The organism is Paenibacillus alba (genome assembly GCF_013204855.1).
Lineage (GTDB): Bacteria > Bacillota > Bacilli > Paenibacillales > NBRC-103111 > Paenibacillus_E > Paenibacillus_E alba.
Genome location: NZ_JABMKZ010000005.1, coordinates 1 through 18264 on the forward strand (window position 1 = coordinate 1; position 18264 = coordinate 18264).

The 18264-nt window shown below is 45.9% G+C and carries 14 protein-coding genes and 1 pseudogene; 9 read left to right on the top strand and 6 right to left on the bottom strand.

Annotated features, from left to right (window positions below; all coding sequences use genetic code 11):
- The first annotated feature begins 506 nt into the window (after positions 1 to 506).
- Positions 507 to 1412, top strand: coding sequence for an ATP-dependent DNA ligase (locus HQN90_RS08930; RefSeq protein WP_173217455.1), 906 nt, complete (start codon positions 507 to 509; stop codon positions 1410 to 1412).
- Between the two features lie 226 nt (positions 1413 to 1638).
- Here HQN90_RS08930 and HQN90_RS08935 read toward each other — a convergent pair whose 3' ends face one another.
- Both HQN90_RS08935 and HQN90_RS08940 read right to left on the bottom strand, forming a co-directional pair.
- Positions 1639 to 2817, bottom strand: coding sequence for an FtsW/RodA/SpoVE family cell cycle protein (locus HQN90_RS08935; protein ID WP_173217456.1), 1179 nt, complete (start codon positions 2815 to 2817; stop codon positions 1639 to 1641).
- Positions 2814 to 3146: a PadR family transcriptional regulator gene (locus HQN90_RS08940; protein WP_173217457.1), complete on the bottom strand. Its 333-nt coding sequence runs from the start codon at positions 3144 to 3146 to the stop codon at positions 2814 to 2816. The genes HQN90_RS08935 and HQN90_RS08940 overlap by 4 nt, the downstream gene beginning before the upstream one ends.
- Positions 3147 to 3306: 160 nt before the next feature.
- Between HQN90_RS08940 and HQN90_RS08945 the strand changes: the two genes are divergently transcribed.
- Genes HQN90_RS08945 through HQN90_RS08955 form a run of 3 tightly spaced genes read left to right on the top strand, consistent with a single transcriptional unit; the run spans position 3307 to position 5078 of the window.
- Positions 3307 to 3996 (top strand): metal-dependent hydrolase, encoded by a 690-nt coding sequence (locus HQN90_RS08945; RefSeq protein ID WP_173217458.1) that lies wholly within the window; start codon positions 3307 to 3309, stop codon positions 3994 to 3996.
- A gap of 22 nt (positions 3997 to 4018) precedes the next feature.
- Positions 4019 to 4327, top strand: a complete 309-nt coding sequence (locus HQN90_RS08950) for a Dabb family protein (protein ID WP_246362179.1) — start codon at positions 4019 to 4021, stop codon at positions 4325 to 4327.
- A gap of 28 nt (positions 4328 to 4355) precedes the next feature.
- The gene (locus HQN90_RS08955; protein WP_173217459.1) at positions 4356 to 5078 is read left to right on the top strand and encodes a metallophosphoesterase family protein; all 723 of its coding nucleotides are present in this window, start codon (positions 4356 to 4358) and stop codon (positions 5076 to 5078) included.
- Positions 5079 to 5506: 428 nt separating this feature from the next.
- Here the strand turns inward: HQN90_RS08955 and HQN90_RS08960 are convergent, their stop codons facing one another.
- Entirely contained in the window at positions 5507 to 5896 is a 390-nt protein-coding gene (locus HQN90_RS08960; protein WP_173217460.1) for a helix-turn-helix domain-containing protein, read from the bottom strand.
- A 102-nt stretch (positions 5897 to 5998) separates the two neighbouring features.
- Positions 5999 to 7234, bottom strand: a complete 1236-nt coding sequence (fabF, locus tag HQN90_RS08965) for a beta-ketoacyl-ACP synthase II (protein WP_173217461.1) — start codon at positions 7232 to 7234, stop codon at positions 5999 to 6001.
- A 116-nt stretch (positions 7235 to 7350) separates the two neighbouring features.
- Here fabF and HQN90_RS08970 point away from each other — a divergent pair, with 116 nt between their 5' ends.
- Positions 7351 to 8199, top strand: a complete 849-nt coding sequence (locus tag HQN90_RS08970) for a helix-turn-helix transcriptional regulator (RefSeq protein WP_173217462.1) — start codon at positions 7351 to 7353, stop codon at positions 8197 to 8199.
- Positions 8200 to 8351: 152 nt separating this feature from the next.
- Here the strand turns inward: HQN90_RS08970 and HQN90_RS39285 are convergent, their stop codons facing one another.
- The gene (locus HQN90_RS39285) at positions 8352 to 9839 is read right to left on the bottom strand and encodes an alpha-helical endospore appendage domain-containing protein (protein ID WP_173217463.1); all 1488 of its coding nucleotides are present in this window, start codon (positions 9837 to 9839) and stop codon (positions 8352 to 8354) included.
- 566 nt (positions 9840 to 10405) lie between these two features.
- On the opposite strand from HQN90_RS39285, the gene HQN90_RS08980 reads away from it, so the two are divergent.
- The 4 genes and pseudogenes from HQN90_RS08980 to HQN90_RS08995 all read left to right on the top strand — a co-directional run.
- Complete coding sequence (locus HQN90_RS08980) at positions 10406 to 10609, top strand: helix-turn-helix domain-containing protein (RefSeq protein WP_246362180.1); 204 nt, start codon at positions 10406 to 10408, stop codon at positions 10607 to 10609.
- Positions 10610 to 11344: 735 nt separating this feature from the next.
- The gene (locus HQN90_RS08985) at positions 11345 to 11749 is read left to right on the top strand and encodes a hypothetical protein (RefSeq protein WP_173217464.1); all 405 of its coding nucleotides are present in this window, start codon (positions 11345 to 11347) and stop codon (positions 11747 to 11749) included.
- Positions 11750 to 12629: 880 nt separating this feature from the next.
- A complete protein-coding gene (locus tag HQN90_RS08990; protein WP_173217465.1) occupies positions 12630 to 13238 on the top strand; it encodes a DUF1349 domain-containing protein in 609 nt (202 codons plus the stop codon).
- Positions 13239 to 13905: 667 nt separating this feature from the next.
- Positions 13906 to 14946: pseudogene (locus HQN90_RS08995) on the top strand (serine hydrolase domain-containing protein); the annotation flags it as partial.
- A gap of 128 nt (positions 14947 to 15074) precedes the next feature.
- On the opposite strand, the gene HQN90_RS09000 reads toward HQN90_RS08995, so the two are convergent.
- Complete coding sequence (locus HQN90_RS09000) at positions 15075 to 18149, bottom strand: chondroitinase family polysaccharide lyase (protein WP_173217467.1); 3075 nt, start codon at positions 18147 to 18149, stop codon at positions 15075 to 15077.
- Positions 18150 to 18264 lie beyond the last annotated feature (115 nt).

The window sequence follows — 18264 nt, forward strand, 5'->3', positions numbered from 1 at the left end:
GGCTCTAAAACGAGTTGAAATTCCCTAAATAGGGGACTCCAGTTCCTTTTCGCGTGTATATGCAGCTTGTTTTCATGAAATAGCGTATCGTAGTTCCTCCTCAGCTATAGAAAACACCTTACCCCGCCCAGAAGCAGTGAGAGTGAGGGTGTGAGTATGCGTATGAGTATGAGTATGCATGTGCACGTGCATGGCAAGTCAGAAATGAGCTGAAACGGAACTGTAGTACGTTAATTGGCTTAAAAGTGGTGAATCAGCAGGTCAGACGGAACTGTGGTCCCTTATTTGGTGAATTTGGCTCTAAAACGAGTTGAAATTCCCTAAATAGGGGACTCCAGTTCCTTTTCGCGTGTATATGCAGCTTGTTTTCATGAAATAGCGTATCGTAGTTCCTCCTCAGCTATAGAAAACACCTTAACCCGCCCAGAAGCAAGGGTGAAAATGAAATCGTACTGTTCGTTTAGAAGCTACTCAAAAACCCGACAATGATCTTAGGAGGTGTTGTCGTGTTATTCACATCGATTAAACCGATGCTCGCCAGTAGCGTGGATGAGCCTTTTGATGATGATGATTATCTATTTGAACCCAAGTGGGATGGGGGACGGATCCTGCTTCACAAGCAAGGGGAGCGTATAGAGGCTTATACACGCGATGGCCAGTTGGTGACAGCCAAGTTCCCTGAATTAAAGGAAGAGGCGCAATCCATCAAAGCTCATGCGGTTATTTTGGACTGTGAGGGGATTGTGTTGCGGAGCGGAAGGCCTGTCTTTGATGATTTTGCCTATCGAGGTCGAATCAGTCTTACAGCTAAAATCAAACAGGCTGTTCACACCCACCCAGCTGTATTCGTTGCCTTCGATATCTTGCTTGCAGAGAAAGAATGTTGGAATGAGCCGCTCAGTGAAAGGAAAAAGCGCTTGTCCGCTGTCGTCGATACTTCGTCAAGCCTGATGGCTACGATGTTTGTTGAAGGTCAGGGCACGATACTTTCGAGCTTAATGAAAGAACGCAACATGGAAGGGATCGTCGCCAAGCGTAAGGATTCAAAGTACATACAGGATACGGTAAGCGCAGATTGGCTGAAAATGAAGCATGCTAAAACGATTGATGTGATGATTCTCGGATACCGCGAGGAGCCTTTCTCGTTAGTCATCGGGCTACATTTTAGGACAGTGAAAAATAAGCCAGTTGGTGTGGTTTCAGATGGTTTTAGCCAGGCGGACAAGAATTTGATCCTTTCTTTGAGCAAAGAGCTGCATACCGTCAAAGAAGCAAACACGCAGTGGATTAGGCCGGAATTGTGCTGTAGAATCGATTATCGGGATCGAACAGACACGCATCAGTTAAGAATGACGGTGTTCCGTGGTTTATTACAGGATAAGAGGGCTGAGGAATGTGTATGGGAAAGCTAAAGTCCGCCAAGGGAAGTGATCCGATTGGGGGACTTTGATTTTATGAAGCGGGAGATTATTTCGGTTTTGAGATGCTGGGAATGATGTCCTTGCGTCTGTAAACACTAAGAATAACGCCGATAGCGGCGAATTGAAAGACGATATGAGCACCCTGATAGCTGATAAAGGGAATTGCGAAGGAACTTAGTGGCGCCCATCCCAAAGACATGAGCATAGGCCAAATAAACTAAATCACAAATAGAGCAAGCAGACTAGAAATCAAAGCTTTCCCGTAGGGGTCGTGCACCTTTTTGCTGATTTGCAGCGAATGAAAGATGAATAGAATGACCAGCATTAGGATCAAGATGCCCGCAAGCCATCCGAAACAATAGATCAGAAACGGGAACATCATAGTGGAGTGAAATTCGGGCAGTGTGGTGAATGATGACCCGAAGCCATGCCCCCACCAGCCGGCGGATTCGATCGCTTTTTTGGATTGGGTAAGGACATAATTGGTGCCTAATGGATCGTCACTTGGATTTAAAAAGGCTGTCAAACGCATAAGACGATAAGATATGTAAGTTTCTTTAAACAACACGAAGAGTATGGTTGCGAATAGCAAGCTAATATGGGTAAGAAAGATTCTTCGTTTTGTTTTTAATACAAGCAGCATGACCATGCATCCCACAATAAGGATCACAAAATCTACGATGGAGTGAGCTTTTAAGATAATCATACTGGGAAGCAAAACGATGCCAAAGTTGATCCAAACCTTGCGAGCCATTGAGCGGATGAACGATTCGTTGCTTTTAACTTTGGATGAAGTGCTCCATATGCCAGCTAATGACAGCAAGATGAAGTAGGGTGAAAGTGAGACGAAATTAATAGGTATTGCTCCGAATTGTAAATAACTATGTAACCCGTTTACCCTTGCTCCTGTATTTATGGTGTAAAGCAGGAGGAGCAGCGTTCCAACGTATAAGGTCCAAGAGTATTTGGCCATTTTCTGATAGTTTGCAAAGCCAATGGTGAGCATGAGTACTACGCCAACACACGTATAGATAACTTGCGTCATACCTATCTGGTTAAAGGGTATGCGTTCGCTTAGCGAGACTTGAGCGGCAAAAACGGCGACAAGGCCAAACAGCATAAACACAGCCATAAGGGCAAGCAGCTTCCAATCCGTCCGAGGCCGATGTACCTTGTGAAACTGTGCGCCTATCAATTCAGGAGCACCCATCTGGCTGATGGCTTCTTGAATGGCCGTGTTTAGTGCAATCCCTCTACTTAATTTCTCCTCAATGATATCTTGCAAGTGACTTTCAAGCTCCATTCGCACCTCGCGATGAACTTCTTTCGCTCGGATATGAGAGAGGACCTGCTTCAAAAACTCGCGGATGTTTTCCTCATATTTGAGCTGCATCATACGCCACCCTCTCCAATCACACGTTCAACGGTGCTGCGGAAAAGCTGCCATTCTTCCTTCTTCAGACCAAGCTCGGCCTTGCCGCTCTTCGTGATGCGATAATACTTCCGTTTGCGCCCCTCTTTTTCATCCCAGTACGCTTCAACATATTTCTCTGCTTCAAGTGTATGAAGAATGGGATACAAAGTGCCTTCCTTAAGGGTGAAAACCCCATCCGTGTGCATTTCCATCTCCTTGGTCATCTCGTATCCATACATGTCCTTGCGGTTCAAGAGCGTCAGAATGAGAATGACAGTACTTCCTTTCATAAGCTCCTTGTTAATTTTCATGCGAGGCATGCTCCTTTGTTTAAATGTATAGGTTATCTATGCATCGAATATCTATGTATAGTATAAAGATCATCTTTTAATTTGGCAAATAAAATATGTTAAAATAGATGATGTGGAAGCAAGACAGCCAAAAAATGATGAAAGACGGAGGCATACGGAGATGAACCTTATTTTTCATGGACAAAGCTGTATCGAGATTCGATTCAAAGAGCATGCGATCATTATAGATCCATTCTTGCGTCATAATCCTAAGGCGATTGTGAAGCCGGAAGACATCAAGGTAAGCTATATTCTGGTCACGCATGGTCATAATGACCATCTGGGCGATTCTTTAGAGATTGCTGAACGTAATCAAGCCACAATTATCGCTCCGAATGATCTTTGCCGATATCTGGCTTTCCAAGGGGCTAAGACACATCCGATGGGTATCGGAGGTTCGTTTGAATTTCCTTTTGGTAAAATAAAAATGACACTCGCCCTGCACGATTCTTCCTTTAACCCGCCGGGCACGCAAGAAAGCATTTATGCTGGAATGGCCAGCGGTTTTCTGATCCAAGCGGAGGGCAAAACGATTTATCACGCCGGGGACACGGGACTTTTTGGGGATATGCAGCTCATCGGCAACTTACATAACATTGATTTGGCATTCCTGCCGATTGGCGATAACTTCACCATGGGGCCTAGCGATGCCGTTATAGCTGCCCGGTTTTTACAAGCCAAAATGGTTATTCCCATGCACTATGATACATTTCCGTTGATTGAGCAGGACCCTCATGCTTTTGTGGAAAGTCTATCTGCTGAGGGGATCAAGGGACAAGTCATGGAACCAGGACAAAGTTTGGAATTTTAAAATAAATGAAAGGGGATAAACCATGATGTTTGAACATATGGTCTCATTTAAATTTAAGCAGCCATTAGACGCATCGAAAGAGCAAGAGTTGATCGAAACCTTGTTAGCTTTCAAAAATCAAATTCCTGGCATCGTTGAGATCACAGCAGGCAGCAATGAAACCGAAGAAACGGACAACATTCAGGGATATACCATCGGTCTTCGCGTGACGTTTCAAGATCAAGAGTCATTGCGGCAATATGGCCCGCATCCGCTGCATCAGCAGTTCGTGAAATCCATTGATGGGTTGGTTGACAATGTGATCGTGATTGATTATCCAATCAAGAAATAGCTGGAATCAGGAATCAGGGGGATTAGGCGTGAGAATAGCTTTTATATCGGACATCCATGGGAACTCATTGGCGCTTGAAGCGGTATTGGCGGATATCACCCGGAAGCAGATTGATCAGATTTATGTGCTTGGAGATTTATGCTACCGCGGGCCAGATCCTAAACGATCCCTTGCCTTGATTCGTTCCTTACAGACGAAGGTGATTAAAGGCAATGCCGATGAATGGGTGATTCGCGGCGTGAATCAAGGAGAAGTTCCTGAACAGGCAATTGCGATGATGAGGCAAGAACGGGAATGGACGGCAGCTCAGCTGGATTCAGCGGATATCGCCTATTTGGACGGTTTGCCCACCGAATTGAATTTGGAAATCGAAGGTATGAAGATTCATGCCTTTCATGCAACGCCGGACAGCCTATTCGAGATCGTGCTGCCAGGCGCAGGCGATGACGTGCTGAAAACCAAGCTGATGTCCGGCTCAGAAGCTGATGTCTACATCTACGCGCATATTCACAGGCCCTACATTCGTTATTTGGACGGTAAAATACTGATCAATGTGGGAAGTGTCGGGCTTCCATTTGATGGGCTGGCCAAAGCCGCTTATGTGATCGTTGACATTCAGCAAGGGAATCTCAGCACTTCCATCGAGCGGATTTCCTATCCCGTTGAAGAGGTCGTCAAGCAGTATGAAGAAGCAAACTACCCGAATGTGGAAATGATGATTAGCCTAATTCGGAATGGTTTTGTTAAATAAAGTGGTGAAAGTAAATAGCCTTCTGCTCCTCGTTAGCGTGGGGTTGGAGGTTTTTTAGTTTGTTTGAACACGTACATTGGATGATGTTTACTTGGATGATCGTGTAAGTCGTGTAAGTCGTGTAAAGAGTGTAAGAGTTTGGGGTTGACTGGCTTTGATATTAGTTTGCGTGATTTTGGCTTATGCGGAAAGAGGGAAGTCTGAGCGGGAAGAAAAACCTGCGATAGTGCAGGAATTTTTCGTTAAATCGTGCAGAAAATGAAAATGCCTGCAATAATGCAGGCATTTTAAGCTTTTTGCTCCAGAAATGAAGAAAAGGCGCCAAAAGCATGCAGAATCGCAGGAATTTCCTTGAAAGAGTAATTTTCAGGGGATAAAGGATGCACATTTGCAGGTTTATCATGTTCACTGCCGCTTGTTTCAATCGTTTATTGCGTATCACTTTTCGCAGATTGCCGCTCTTTCCAGAAAAGGACCGTCAGCATGCGTTCAACCCACTCTTTATCATCAGCGGTAAGCAGCACACCATCGAACATGAGCTCATTTTCACGGAGAAAACGCCGCAAATTGACGGGATTGCTTTGGAAGTTTTCGGTCGACGGTGAAGATTCCAGATAGCCAGCAATGTCCATAAGTTCCGAATAAGAAGTGTTGAGTCCCTCGGACAGCTTCATTAACACTTCGGGAGAGGGGATACCGCGATTCCCGTTCTCCAACTGTGAGATATAGGCTGCCGAAACCCCTGAGCGATCAGCAAGCTCACGTATCGTGAAGCCCTTTAATTTGCGCATATCTTTTAATTTATCGTAGAAATACATGGATTCTCACCCTCACAAACAAAAGTAAACATTAGTAAACAATTTAATAGTAACAGTTTACTAAAGTAATTACAATTAGGAGGGGAGAAAATTTCATAACTTTTATTCGTATTTTTTGAAAATAAGCACGGCGTTATGACCGCCGAATCCAAATGAGCTGGATAAACCGTATTGAAGTGCAGCGCGTCTTGCTACAAGCGGCACATAATCCAAATCACACGCAGGATCTGGATTTTCCAAATTGATCGTAGGCGGAATCAAGTTGTCCTGCAAAGTTCTAATCAGCGCTACGGCTTCAACACCCCCGGCTGCGCCAAGCATATGACCAATCATCGACTTATTGGCCGAGATAGGCACTTGATAGGCGGCGCTGCCGAGCAGCTGCTTGATGGCCAGCGTCTCCGAGAGATCGCCGGCGATCGTGCTCGTCGCATGCGCATTGATCGTGCTGATCTCTTCCGCCGCAATTCCGGCGTCGGAGACAGCTTCGCGCATGGCTCGGAACGCCCCCGAGCCTGTTGGATCCGTCGCCACGATGTGGTAGGCGTCGGAGGTAGAGCCATAGCCGACGATTTCGGCATGGATTGTGGCTCCACGCCGCTCGGCATGCTCGAGCGACTCGAGCACGAGCACGCCGGCTCCTTCGGCGGAGACGAAGCCGTCCCGCTGCGCGTCGAACGGGCGGCTCGCCTGCTCCGGTGTGTCACAGCGCGTCGACAGCGCCGTCGCGTTGCCGAAGCCGGCCAGCGCTAGGTCGGTGACCGTCGCTTCGGCGCCGCCGGCAATGACGGCGTCTGCGCCTCCGCGCTGGATCAGCTTAAAGGCTTCGCCAATCGCATTATTGCCGGTGGCGCAAGCCGTAACTGGGGCGAGTGAAGGGCCCTTCGCCCCGTACAAGATGCTGACCTGCGCTGCGGCCATATTAGCGATCATCATCGGCACCACAACGGGGCTGACACGGCTTGGCCCACGGCTGAGCAACGTGCGGTAGTTGTCCAGAATCGTCTGAATCCCGCCAATCCCCGAACCGATATAGACGCCGACCCGCTCCTCATTGCTTGCATCAATAACCAAGCCTGCATCGTCCAAGGCTTGCTTGGCCGCGGCAACCGCGAATTGGCAGTAACGATCCATCCGCCGCACATCCCGCCGGCCGACAGCGGCCTCGGCATCAAAATCTCGGACAACGCCCGCAAAGTCTGTTTTATAAGCGGAAACATCCATATGGTCGATTTTGGAGATGCCTGATTTGCCATTTGTCAGATTGCTCCAGAAAGTGTCTACATCATTGCCTATCGGTGTAATAACACCCATGCCCGTAATAACGACTCGTTTCATTTCGTGTTCCTCCTTACGTGTTATGCTATTAGATTGTCACATATGTTATCCTATTACAAGTTACCGTTTATACTGGTATAATGACTGCTATGATTCATGTCCAAGGAGGGGAAACGATGAATGCCAAGGAACGACTTCAAGCCTTATCTGGGTTTCTGACAGCCCATCGAGCAAGAATTCAGCCTAGTGAAGCGGGAATCCTGAGTGGAGGGCGCAGACGAACCCCTGGCTTGCGCCGGGAAGAAGTGGCCGCAATAGCAGGGGTCTCTACAACCTGGTATACCTGGTTGGAACAGGGCAGGGAAATTAAGATGTCTGTCCAAGTATTGGATAGCATTGCTCTGGCTTTGCAGTTGAATGAAGATGAGCGTCAGTATCTTTTCATGCTCGCTCTTGAGCAGCCGGCACCAACTACCTTTGAAGATAAAACCCCAACCATTAGCCCAGCACTCAGCAGGATTCTGAACGAGCTGCATGATTGTCCCACGATTATTTCGGATCGCAGATGCAACATTGTCGGATGGAATCAAGCGGCAGCAGCGATATTCCTCGACTTTGCCCTTATTCCTCTCGAACAAAGGAATATGATCTGGCTGTTGTTCACAAGAAAAGAATTAAAGGCGTTGGCTGTGAACTGGAGTGATTTTGTTAAAGGTTTTCTTGCGATGTTTCGCTCCTATTACGGACAATATGTGGCCGATAACTGGTACAGTGAGTTTATCGAGAAGATTAGTGAGCAGAACAAAGATTTTCGTACATTCTGGGACCAAAGCGACGTTAGCTCGGCACCGGAGGTATTCATTGAATTCCGCCATGCGAAAGTAGGGAAAATGCTGTTCGATTTGACGACACTTCAAGTGCAGGGGAGAACAGATTTAAGATGCAGTGTGTACACGCCGGCTCAGGATTCGGATACAGATTCCAAGGTTAGGCTTCTGCTGAGCAAGTTAAATGATTTGGATTAGGGATGTTCAAGGCTCCCTTGATTGCAGACTTGAACGAACAAAAGCCGGTTTCCCAGGATGGAAACCGGCTTTTCATGATGTCATGCCCAAGTGCTTATTCGCTCATAAGTCAGCCCTGTCGTTTGAATGACTTGACGTAGTAGTAGTAGTCACTATGCCAATTGCGTAATTACGAGATGTGCGGAAACAGGTAGTGTTCCTCCCGCGACAGGAGTTATGGTTAGAGCCGTGGAATTGCTCGCAGGATTCCTTACAGTGAGTATGGAATTGATGACTGTCGTTTGCACCATACCCATGCCTGCTATTTGAGAAGTACCTGTCGCCCGCCCAGCCACCGTATTAGCTAATTCAGTGCCATTAAGGGTTAAAACCCATTGACCAGGTTCCGTTACACTTACCTGAAATAAGACCTGATAGATGCCAATCGCCGCTAAGTTAAATGAACTGGGACCTGTACGGGTAATTGTAGTCCCGCTCGCAGGACCATCTTGGGGAAAGCTTATGTCGGTGCCAGGAGCAACTGTTGCTGCATTATCAGGAGGCATCAGCGCAAAAAAATCAGCAAAATTTGATACTGCCGCTGTTCCTGTGGCCCCTGTAGCTCCTGTAGCACCTGCGGTTCCCGTAGCACCCACGGCCCCTGTAGCCCCCGTGTCACCAATTGGTCCTGCTACACCTGTAGCTCCTGTGGCCCCTGCGGTTCCCGTGTCACCAATTGGTCCTGCTACACCTGTAGCTCCTGTGGCCCCTGCGGTTCCCGTGTCACCAATTGGACCTGTTACACCCGTAGCTCCTGTGGCCCCAGCGGTTCCCGTGTCACCAATCGGGCCAGTTACACCCGTAGCTCCTGTGGCCCCCGCGGCTCCCGTGTCACCAATTGGACCTGTTACACCCGTAGCTCCTGTGGCGCCTTCGGTTCCCGTGTCACCAATTGGACCTGTTACACCCGTAGCTCCTGTGGCGCCTTCGGTTCCCGTGTCACCAATTGGACCTGTTACACCCGTAGCTCCTGTGGCCCCTGCGGCTCCCGTGTCACCAATTGGACCTGTTACACCCGTAGCTCCTGTGTCACCAATTGGACCTGTTACACCTGTAGCTCCTGTGGCGCCTGCGGTTCCCGTGTCACCAATTGGACCTGTTACACCCGTAGCTCCTGTTGTACCTGCGGTTCCCGTAGCCCCCGTGTCACCAACTGAGCCAGCTACACCAGTTGCCCCTGTAGCACCCGCGGCACCAGTTGCTCCTGTTGTACCTACGGCTCCCGTAGCTCCAGTAGCCCCTGTTGCTCCGGCGGTACCGCCAGTTGGCCCAGTTGGTCCTGTAGGACCTGGAGTCCCAACCGAGATGGGTGTTGAAAGAATACTCTCCAGCTTCGTTTGAAGTAAAAATTCTTTTTTTGCTACCGTATTAATTGTGCTTTGTACACTGTTATTAATTAATAAAAGATCACTGATTGTGGCGGGCGGTCCGGACAACCCGGGAAGCGTTCCTAAAACATACTGAAGTTTTTCACCTTCCGCATTGAGAATATGGCTTAATCCTAACTCTTCTAGGGCAATTGATGATAACAATAAATTGATCGCTTCATCACGAGTAACTGAAATGTTAGGTGAAATATTAGGTATATTTGCTTGCGACACGACACATTAACCTCCTTTGTATTTAATTATTGTTATAATATATTCTTTTAATCTTTTTCGGTGAGTTCATTTATAACCAACTGTAGAATTTCATCTGTTTACATTGTTTTTAAACTATTATTGGTGTCCGACTATCTTTCTGCCTTCGGCCATATCAGGAATTGCCGTCACGTTTTGGGATACTATCGGCTCGGTTTTGGAATCCGGTGCGCGGGAGTGCTGGCCTTGCTCATCTGGATCTTGGCTGTGCTGTGAATTATTTTTGATTAGCTGCGCGATTAATGCCTCTTATATTTTATTAGTCGTATTTATTTTTCAAATAGGCATCAAGATCATCTATTCAGCAATGATGGGCGTATAGTCCTTGCTGTCCAGAAGTAGTCTGGAAATATTAAAACTCTTATTAATGATTACTAAGGTAAACAAATATGGTTGCATTAGTAAAAAATAATGGTATAATGGTTGCAAGGGGAACAGAATGAGAACGTGAGAGTGATGACACCATCACACCACAATGAATTTGCTGTTTTACACATGAAGGAAAAGGGAGTAGGGGTATGAAAATAATGGCCAAAACCGATGAATTCGTTAAAGCACGAGTTATAAAGGGATATTCCCAAAGAGAGCTGGCGAAGCATTCGGGATTAAGCCATGCTTATGTCAGCTTACTTGAAAGATCAATTAAATCTGTAGGGCCGGCAACTGCAAAAAAACTGAGTGACCTTCTAGGCAAAGATTTGGAGGACTTGTTTAAAATTGAGTTATTGTAAATTCATTCAACCATTAAAAGAGGTCTCCTATTCAATAAGTAGGGGACCTCTTTTTTGCCATATAACCTGCCTCAAAACGTGGTCGCTACTCTTTTGAAAAGTTTCGAGAGGTGTCTCCCTTTGCGGTTAAATGATCAAGGGAAATAAAGATCGTTAGTGAAAGATAAATTCCGTTAGTGATAGTTTACTTTTGTAAACTATCACTTTTTTTGCTTTTAGGGGTTGTTAGTTACATGCAAGGCCATTCATCATTAGCTAATTCAAGCCTTCTCAACTAAACAGGCAGGATTGATAATGCAGCAATTATTGTGATATGTTGAATTAAATTTAGTATGTCTGACGAATACGTGCTTAATATTGCAAACAAGTATTATATTCAATCTGGAATTGATGCTTCGACCCATAAGAATGTGATCAATCGGTTAAATTCTAGGGCTAAAGGTACCGCGATCAATTTGTCTGCAGACCTTGATTTGTTTATCTCGCTTCAATCAACTACAGGTAGTACGCTCAAGGAAATATATGATTCGCTTTATATTTATTTTGACCGTATCCAGTTCAAATGAAGAGTCTTTGATTTTCTTTTTTAATAAATTGTTTACTCAACTCCAAAACCTGGGGACCGTTCCTGCAATCGATATAAACTACAATTTGAAACTGCCGCCGCGAAAAAGAGTGGCAGCCTCATTAAGCTATCGGGAGGTTCGATGCCAAACTTGAAAAGAGGTTATGAATGTGAACCGAAAAAAACGAGCTATTATTTTGTTAGTTTCAACATTTTCTTTGGTAAGTATAGGTTTTTTAGGCGTCAAATGGCTTCAGGACAACATTTTTTGCCAATTCCAAAGCTTTTCAGTCACAATAAATAATAAATCAGACTTCGATATTGTCTCGGTAGAGACAGGAATAATAAAAGACACTTCAAAAGATATTCGTACAACGAAAATAAAGAGCGGTGAAACCATGAAAATTAAGCCTGCACTGACCTTGACTGGAGAAGGAGCTATATATATAAAATATATTGATTCAAGAGGAGATGCCAAAGAAAAAACGATTTGCGGATATACAGAATCACTGTTGGGAAATTCAAGGGTCACGATTAGTAATGATAAGGTGAGTGTTGAAGAAAGATGCACATAAACCTAAATTGATTGTTGAGCTAACTGGGAACGATAATTGAGAGCTTTGATTCGCGGCAGTCTTTCTTTTGGTCCCCGATCCCTGAAAGTAACATTCACGAGTTGAAACAATTATTTTTGAATATACCCGACATAAGAGACAGAGAAAAAGAATTTGAACGAGGGCTTGAGATGTCAAAAGAACTCAAATCCTCAGTTATTGATGTCTCAACTTTTTCTTTTGGAATTTGGGTAACGGTATATGTCATTACATAGTCAGTAGTTCAATAAAAAGAAGTGGCAAATAACTTGGAGAACAGACTAACTCCTAAGCAACAAAAACGACATCAAGAACGTGAAATTATTGACGAGTATCACAAATTGGTAACTGAACAAGCCCTGGAACCTTTGTATCAATCTTTTTTGGAATGGAAATCGGGGACATTGCCTTATGTCGAACTACGTATACAAATAATAAAGATATTCTTCTAGTTGCAAAAATGAAATTAGGCCGTTTATCCGAGGATGAGATTAAAGAAAATAAACGGCTTTTAGAGTTTTGGGGTTATGAGGAAAGTAACTATAGTTAAATATAATAAGCAATCCTGTATGGGACTGGCGGACGATTAAGAAATGCGGAACTTATTTACTAAGTTCAGATGATTCGGTAATCGGATACAACATCTTTGAAGAGTTGTATGCTTGAATATAGGGTTAACAACATTTGCAATTGAATTAATATTCCAAATGAGGTGAACTGGATGTCATTCCCTATCGTTCGGGTTGATATCCAAAATATTTACGCCAAGGGCACTTGAACTACTTGAATGACGGAACATATGAATACCCCTTTTATAATCACACTAGATATATACTATACGGATGGGCGGCGATGGTTAGATATGAGTCTTTTTAATAACTGCGTGGGGAAGAGTCTAAATACTTCTCTTAAATGGATGAATGAACCACATGAATGGGAATTTTCTGAACAAAATTTACTTATGATTACCGCGCCACCTCGTGCAGACTTCTTCCATAACCCAACACAGGAAAGAAGAAAAAATTCTGCTCCATTCCTATATACGACAACAAGTGCAAATTTTATTTTAACCACTCGGGTCAGCGTAGACATACGTGACCGGAATGACTCCGGATGCCTTATGGTAATGGCAGACGAGAATAACTGGGCCAAGTTATGTTATGAGGATTTTAGAGGGCGACCTTCCATTATTAGTGTTGTAACAAAAGATATTTCAGATGATTGTATCGGCGACTTTGTCGGGAATACAAATCCTTTCTTAAGAGTATCTCGATATGATAATTGTTTAGCTTTTCATTACTCTCTTGATGGTATTGAGTGGGCATTAGTGCGGTATTTTGGAATGAGTAATATCCATAGTTTAAAAGTCGGTGTAGTTGCCCAGAGTCCAGTTGGTGATGGATGTGTAGTGCGGTTCGATTACTTACACCTCCTTCCTAATACGAATATAGATGTAAGAAGTATAAAATAATAAAATCTTTATTTTCCTCAAACCTAAGTTGCCTTTTCTGAACTAACGGGAGTTTTGTTGAATAAGTTGTAATAAGTGAGGTGCAGTTTATGAAACGAGGAAAAGCACTCTTTTTGAAGATAGCTGTTATTCGGGCTGACGTTAATTGTAATGGTGATGGTATGCCGATCGATGAACTCTATAAATAGGGTTTTATAAATTATAGAAGTTGAACAGGGAGTAGCTTGCCGGAGCAGCTCCCTGTTTATATTTGTGGCGGGAGGGAACTCCTTGAACAAGTTTCGTTACAGTACATAGACAAAAACATTGAACCAATGCAAAAGGATATTTCAAAATAACATCGCGTTGCTTAGCAAGCACGTCATATTAGACAGTTGACAGTTTGTCATGCGGTATATGTGACAGTCCAAATACGATGTCATCAAAAGTTTAGCGGTTTTATCACTGTTCGATTTAACAATTTCGGGGGTAAGGTGAGGGGGTAAAGCAGCACAACATTTTTAAAAAATAGGAGCGATGCAATATGAAATCATTTACCATTCAAAAAGGAGTTGCACTTACTTTAACAGCTATATTGGCGGGTACACTGGCTTTCCCTGCTTATGGAACTGTCCACGCAGAGGGTCAGACGGCAACCTATCAAGCTATCGATAAAACTGGCAATAACGAGAACGAAAAGAAAAGAAAGCATCGGGAAGAAGTCAAACGCGTCATGGATCAAGTAGTTACCAACAAAAGAGTCCCAAGTGTCATAGCTGGCGGGCTACAGGACGGGGAACGCTGGTCTTACGCTACAGGTACGGCAAGTTTCGAAGTACCACGCCCGGTGGAGCCGGGTTTTTCATTCCGTATTGGAAGCATCACGAAGACATTCACTGCTACCGTTGTATTGCAGTTGGCTGAGGAGAAACAATTGAACCTGGATGATTCGGTCGAAAAATGGCTGCCGGGGGTCATAAAGGGTAATGGGTATGACGGCAACAAAATCACGATTCGTCAGTTATTGAACCATACAAGCGGGCTTGCGAGCTATACTGATCTTGATTTTCGAGATATTACCTTGCCTCAAAATCCATTCCGTTACTATTCGTCCGATGAGCTTATCGGCATGGGACTCGCAAAGCCGCCTGTATATGCGCCAGGGCAGGGCTGGAACTATTCGAACATGAATACTATACTAGCCGGTCAAATTATTCAGAAGATAACAGGAGATACATATGCGGAGCAGATCAGGAAACGGTTGATCGAACCGCTCGGGATGACAGAGACATTTGTAATGGAAAATAGTCACGATATTCCGGGTAAGCACGCCACAGGATATAATATGGACAGATCGGGTCATTTGTATGATTTAACCGAAATGAGTCAATCATGGGCAAATGCAGCCGGAGATATCGTCTCAACAGCCAAAGATTTGACCACTTTCTTCAGTTCGCTGTTGGGTGGAAAGCTTTTGAATCAAGAGATAATGGACCAGATGCTGACGACAGTAGATTCACCTATAGGTAAAGTCGGACTAGGGATTTATGAAATAAAAACTGCGGACGGGCAATCATACTGGGGGCATGCCGGGGGGACTTTCGGATTTGAATCGAGAGCCGTCGGATCACTAGGCGGGCAGCATATTTTGGTAACGTGCATCAACTCGGTAGCCCAGGAAGTGGTACCGGCTCACAATAAGATAATCGATAAGGAGTTTGGCCGTTAAGCTTATCTGTAACCTCTGGCATGGGAAGAAGATTTCGCCGTCGCTTTGCTATTAGAAGAAGAATAAACGAAGAAACTATCCAGCTCCTGGATAGTTTTTTCGTTTGTGCGCTCAGCAGACCCTTTTCATTATTTTACAAGTGTGATGTCAATTGACTTACCGTGTACGGTGTCAAATTCTACGGTTGTTGTCGTCTCGGTTGTGCTGATCACACGCGCTTCGGTGCTGGCGGTTTTCAAACGCCATTTGCCGTTTAAGAGGAGCGTGTCCTTCTTCATAGCGCTCGGACTCAGCTCTGTGGTAATCCGCAGATCGGGATCGGCCACGCTCAGCACGGCTTCGCTTGCGCTAATGGACTGAACCATCGCCATGATTGGATCGCTGCTGCTTCGAATCATACCTTGGTTAATCGGCACACTGCTGTTAAATATGGCGTAACCGGTTATGTCCTTGCCCGGCTCCGTGTTATTAACAATATGGGCATTGCTGTTTTTTTGCAGAACGGTGTATTGCGTGTTATTCGCGAAATTGGCCGTCCCCTGTGGGCCTGCCCCTATTTTGATGGCATACTCGTAGCCGGCCGATGCCGGTGCAGAACCGTGATTGATATAGGCCGTGGTGTAATTGCCGGTCGTATTTTTTGTGCTTGTGTTGTTTTTGGAATTTTGCACGCCGCGAGCAATCATAGTGCCAACCGCATTGGGCAGCACATATCCGTTGCCGTAAGGATCGACGATCCAGGCCGAGGTTGGACTCGTGATCGTACTCGAATACGTCGCGCTGACGACGGGAGTTGTAGAATTAAACCAAAATGGCATCGTATTGCTGGACATATACGATTGGAACAAGGTAGTTTCCGTGTTGTGCGTAGAATCCGTGTTTTGAATGTCCGAGCCTAAGCTGACAATTTTATCGCCAAAAAAGAAGACCGACTTGTTCGCGCGGAAGCTTGGATCATATACGGTATCGTGCAGTTTCATGGCGAAAACGCCGTATTTATTTTGAGACGACACGCCTCCTACGAATGTGCTGTCCGAGTAAGACCTCGCAAAACCGTCATTCAGCGCAAGCTCATCCAGTGACAGGCGCTTCGCCGTCGTACCCGGCCAGCGGCTCCAATCCCAACCTTTTTCTACGTTGATCCCGCTTTCGACAATTCCCGAGGTTAATCCGGTTTGCAGGATTTGCATATTGCCGTAACTTTGATACCGGCCGTATACATTCTGTTTGTCACCGGCTTCGAAGTCCCATACATATCGGCTCCAACCTTTAATGCCGATCAGCCTGTCGTTGATTCTGTTCACGGCCATTGCGCCGTATGGCATAACCCAGTATCCTTGCGGATTCGCCTTCGGCGCGATTCCCTTCTTCGCCAGATTGTCTGCCAACTGCAGACCGCCGAGCGTATCCAGGTATTCAACGCCGTACGAGTCGGATTGTTTGAAAAGGTCTTGCAGCACTTTGGATTGAGGGTCCCACAATCTCATGAAGGTGGAGGCGAGTTCCGTGTCTACTGGAGTTTTCGCCATAGCCAGATAGGCGTATCCCTGCAAGCTCGTCAGCGGGCTGGTTGATGCCGGGAAACGTCCGGTCGCGCCAACGGGCATGACGTATTTATTGGACGCCAGCTCCAGTGTAAGCAGTGCTTTTTTGATATTGTTGAATGCGCCGTCGGACAGGGCATAAGGTGTTCCGCTCAGGAAGTAGGCGATCAGGGCTGTCGTGTGTATCGCATGATCACCGTATGCGTTCAAGTACACTCCTTGATGATGGAAAAGTGTACCGTCAGGTTTGAGCGTATCGGCAAGTCCAGGCGCGATTTGTAGTGCTTGTTCATACAAGCCGACAAGGCCCTCCATGTACTGAACTTTCTTCGGCGTATTATCCATGCCCAGAACGTAAAGCAGATTGTACATGAATTTTGTCCGCATTTCGTCCGCCGTCGTCTCCACATAGACGGAGTTGTCGAACGTTTTGCCGAAATTGGCGTACCAGAAGATCGTGTTCAGCTCCCGATCGAAGATCCCTGCGGTCTTCAGCTCATTGCGCATGAGATAAATGGCATGGAAATACCCGCTGTTCTTGTTCGCTTCATGATCCTGCGTGCCGATCGCGCTGCCTTCGGCCCACCCTTGGTCGTTCATATAATCGAGCACATCGAGCACTTTTTGTTTGCTTGCCGCATTGCCGTTGATCTTGTAATCGAAGACGAGCGGCAGCAGCACGGTGTTGCTGACATTCTCGCCAAATTTGGGCAAATGCGGGTCTGCGTTGGCATACAGCGCCTCTCCGGTGATGGCGCCGCCTGGGTGTCTGACGATATGCAGCGCATTGTAAGCGGCAAGTCCCTTGCGAATGAAATTTTGGAGGCCGTCATAACGCATTTTCAGTGGCCCGCTCAAGTTCGCATACTGGAGCGCATCGCCGTAAACCCACTTCTCGTATTTGTTTGAGATCGTATTGAACGCATCGATTTCCTGCTGCGTAATGGTCGATGGCAGCGGGATCGTCGGCTGCTGTTGGCTGTAGGCGTAGACATTGTCCCATGTACTGGCCCCAACGTTAATGCCGGGTTTAGGCATCTGATAATCAGCCGATCTTCTCTGAACCATAGAAGGTGAAAATTCTAGATTGTCGAAGTAAAGACTTCCCGACGGCACCGAAGCGGGCGGAACGATCTGCATCGTCTCGAGCATTTCGTTCGGATTTTGCGTATAAGCCGGATTTCTGCCCTCTTCTCTGAACTTGACCCAGACGGCCCGCCATCCTTTGAAATTCAGATTCACTTTGAAAGTGTAGTGAAAGATGCCGCTGTTAATTTCGGTGGTTTTGCCGAAGTTGAATGCCACTTGATCTTGAACAGGATTCTCATTATAAATCCATAGCTTCATACCGCCGCTTTTGACGTTTGCTGCGGTCAGATTGGCAGGCTGCGTGGCGCGCAGTTTGGAGCCGTTCGACCATGTCCATTGCAGGGAGCGACTTCCATGTTTGTAATGTTTGCTTGACAGCACCGTAGTGCCGCCGTTCTCCACGCTCCAGGTGGAAGGAAGCGCAGGCGCCTCGAAGGATTCCGTACTCGAGTAATCGTCGGCAGCGAACGTTCTCTCGGGAAATGCTTCCAAGCTTGATGCGGTAAGCAGCGCCGCAGCCAGTAGCCGCATGCCATGTTTCCTTCCTTTTGATACGGTTGAGTTCATCATAAATTCCTCCTTAGATTTTTTATGATAAAGGCCCTTCTTTGCCGAGCGGAATGCTTGTACATTCCTTCGAGAAATGAGCCTCTAGTCATCTGGCTTGAATTCGCTTGTTCAGATC